4 protein-coding genes are annotated in these 3,373 nt (G+C 68.3%); all 4 read right to left on the reverse strand.

Going from position 1 to position 3,373, the window contains the following annotated elements:
* A partial coding sequence (locus FKP22_RS24885) for an acyltransferase family protein (RefSeq protein WP_141290339.1) occupies positions 1-652 on the reverse strand: 652 nt, incomplete at its 3' end.
* Positions 653-811: 159 nt separating this feature from the next.
* Complete coding sequence (locus tag FKP22_RS24890; protein ID WP_141290340.1) at positions 812-2,605, reverse strand: glutamine--tRNA ligase/YqeY domain fusion protein; 1,794 nt, start codon at positions 2,603-2,605, stop codon at positions 812-814.
* A 99-nt stretch (positions 2,606-2,704) separates the two neighbouring features.
* Entirely contained in the window at positions 2,705-3,013 is a 309-nt protein-coding gene (locus tag FKP22_RS24895; RefSeq protein WP_141290341.1) for a 2TM domain-containing protein, read from the reverse strand.
* A gap of 116 nt (positions 3,014-3,129) precedes the next feature.
* Positions 3,130-3,373 (reverse strand): LytTR family DNA-binding domain-containing protein (locus FKP22_RS24900; RefSeq protein WP_141290342.1); only part of this gene is annotated, 244 nt, incomplete at its 5' end.

Here is a 3,373-nt window from a genome sequence, read left to right on the forward strand (position 1 = left end):
AGGCGTCCCAGTGCGGGTCGCGGTTCAGCAGCAGCCAGGACAGCGCGGCCAGCCCGGCGACGCTCAGCAGCGTCAGCGCTGCGCGCCAGCGTGCTGGCATGCAGCAGCGCAGGCCCAGCACGGCCAGCAGCATGGCAAACAGCTGCAGGTCGATGGCGACATACCAGAGCCCGGCGCTGAGCGCCTCCTCGCCGAGGATGTCCTGCAGCAGCAGCACATTGGCCAGCAGTTGCATGGCGGTGGGCGCGCCGGGCAGTTGCGGGTCGTCGCTGAAGCTGCGGGCCAGCGCGGCGCTGAGGATGGCCAGCAGCATTGCGACCAGGCAGGGCGGCACCAGCCGGCGATAGCGCTGCAGCAGCTTGCCTGGCAGCTCGGGCAGGCCCAGGCTGGCAGGCGCGCCAGGCGAGGGCAGCAGCGAGCGCGCGGCGAGGAAGCCGGCCATCACCAGGAAGACCTGCACGGCCATGCGCGCGGGGTTGGCCAGCCAGGCGAACAGCTCGGGCGCCAACGGGTCGACCACGGCGCGCATCGGGCTGTAGATGGCCAGGTGATGCCAGACGATCAGCTGCGAGGCGATGGCCTTGCCCAGCGTGATCAGCGGCAGGCCTTGGCCGGCAGCAGTGCATGCCGGCAGTGCGGTAACTCGGGACATGGGCGGCAATGGAAGCAGGCGCGCACGGCGCGTCGACCTCGTGGGCCGTGGCGCAATGCAAAGCCCGGTCGCGCCGGTGATGGCGCGGCAAGGCTTGGGATCAAAGGGAGATGGCCGCGACCGGCATCGGCCGGTCACGCAAGGCCGTCAGGCGCGCTTTCAGCGGGCCCAGCTGTCCTTCAGGCCGGCAATGCGGTTGAACACCGGCGCGTCGGCGCGGTGGTCCTTGCGGTCGGCGACGAAGTAGCCATGGCGCTCGAACTGGAACTTGTCGTCCGGCTTGGCGCCGGCCAGGCCAGGCTCCAGGTAGCTGCGCAGCACATGCTTGCTGTTCGGGTTCAGCACGGTGAGGAAATCCCGGCCGCCGGCGTCCGGCTGGGCCTCGGTGAAGAGGCGGTCGAACAGGCGCATCTCGCAGGCCACGGCCTCGTGCGCGCCAATCCAGGTGATCGTGCCCTTGACCTTGACGCTGTCGGCGCCCGGCGTGCCGCTCTTGGTGTCGGGGACCACGGTGGCGGTCACGGCCGTGACCTTGCCGTCGGCATCCTTCTCGCAGCCGGTGCACTCGATGATCACGCCGTACTTCAGCCGCACCTTGTTGCCAGGGAACAAGCGGAAGAAGCCCTTGGCCGGCACTTCGGCGAAGTCGTCACGCTCGATCCACAGCTGCGGGCCCAGGCTGAACTGGCGCTGGCCGAGCTCGGGCTTGTGCGGGTGGGCAGGGGCATGGCAGGGCTCGTGGAAGCTGTCGCTGCCGAAGACTTCGGCGTAGTTTGTCAGCTTCAGCGCCACGGGGTCGATCACGGCCATCGCGCGCGGGGCCTGCTCTTCCAGATCGGCGCGAAGCGCAATGTCCAACACCGAGTAGTCCAGCCAGATGTTGCTCTTGCTGGCGCCGGAATCGTCGGCCATCTTGCGGATGGACGCCGGCGTGTAGCCACGGCGGCGCATGCCGGCCAGCGTGGGCATGCGCGGGTCGTCCCAGCCTTCGACGTGCTTTTCATCGACCAGCTGCTTGAGCTTGCGCTTGCTGGTGATGACGTAGCTGAGGTTCAGCCGGCCGAACTCGTACTGCTTGGGCAGCGGGTGCGACAGCAGGCCGCCTTCTGCCAAACGCTCCAGCAGCCAGTCGTACCACGGGCGCTGGTCCTCGAACTCCAGCGTGCAGATGCTGTGCGTGATGCGCTCCAGTGCGTCCTCGATCGGATGCGCATAGGCATACATCGGGTAGATGCACCACTGGTCGCCGGTGTTGTGGTGCGTGGCGCGGCGGATGCGGTAGAGGGCCGGGTCGCGCAGGTTGATGTTGGGCGAGGCCATGTCGATCTTGGCCCGCAGCACCATCGCGCCGTCCGGGTGCTGGCCGGCACGCATCTCGCGGAAGCGGCCCAGGTGGTGTTCGACAGGCAGGTCGCGGAACGGGCTGTTGGTGCCGGGCGTCGTGAAGTCGCCGCGGTTCGCGCGCATCTGGTCGGCGCTCTGCTCGTCCACGTAGGCCAGGCCTTGCGAGATCAGGTACTCGGCGGCGCGGTACATGAAGTCGAAGTAGTTGCTGGCGTAGTAAAGGTGGGCGGTGCCGAAGGCGTCCCAGTCCCAGCCCAGCCACTTGACCATCTCCTCGATGGCGTCGACGTATTCCTGCTCTTCCTTCTCCGGATTGGTGTCGTCGAATCGCAGGTGGCAGACGCCGCCGTAGTCCCGCGCCAGGCCGAAGTTCAGGCAGATGCTCTTGGCATGGCCGACGTGCAGGTAGCCGTTGGGCTCGGGCGGGAAGCGCAGCCGCACGCGGGCCGGGTCGGGCTGGCCTGCAGCGTGCAGGGCGGCATCGCCAGGCTGGCCGCCGAAGGGGCGCTGGGCATAGGTGCCGGCCTCGAGATCACGCTCAATGATGGCGCGCAAAAAATTCGCCGGCTTGACGGGCTCGGCGGACGGGGCGTGCTTGGCATCGCTCATGAAAAGCGCTTTGTTATCAAGGGGTTCGCGCAGCCGCAACAGGGCGGCCACAGAAGCGAGCCATTGTAGGCGGCGCTCGCCCTGCGCGCCGCCCGGTCTTCAGCGCTGACGTTCTCGTAGCCGCCGCACTTCGTTGTCCAGCATGCGCTGGCGCCAGTCGTCGCCGGTCAGTGAGAAGAAGGTCACGATGCCGTGGATCGCCAGCCCGATGCCCCAGCCGAACAACGGGAACTGGTGCCAGTGCGCGCCGCCCGTGCTGGCATTCAGCAGGAACAGCCCGAGGTTGACCAGCACGTAGACCAGCAGGTGGGTCAGGAAGCCGGTCTTGAGCCGCACCCGGCGCCTGGCCTGGCGCATCAGTGCGTCTTCGGGGTTGTCGGAAGTGGTGTCGCGGTCACGGTCTCGCATGAGTGTCTCCGGTGAGGCGGGGTGTCGATGGGCTGATCTTCAGGCTGCCGCAGGCCTGCGTCCAGCGGCATGCGACGGCCGGTCGCCAGCGGGCGTGAATTGCCGCCGGACTGGCCTCACATGCTCTTGAAGCGCGGCGCGTACAGGCGGCTGACGATCAATTGCTCCGGCCGGCCGCGCAGCAGCAGATGCAGCCGGCCGGCTTCGTCGCGCTGCGCCTGGCTGATGGCGCTGGCGCGCACCACGGTGCCGCGGTGCACCTGCCAGAAGCGCTGGGTGTCCAGCTGCGGCAGCAGTTCACGCAGCGACATGCGGATCAGGTGCTCGTGCGTGGCGGTCAGCACGCGCACGTACTTGTCG

Source organism: Ideonella azotifigens (assembly GCF_006519715.1).
GTDB lineage: Bacteria > Pseudomonadota > Gammaproteobacteria > Burkholderiales > Burkholderiaceae_C > Ideonella > Ideonella azotifigens.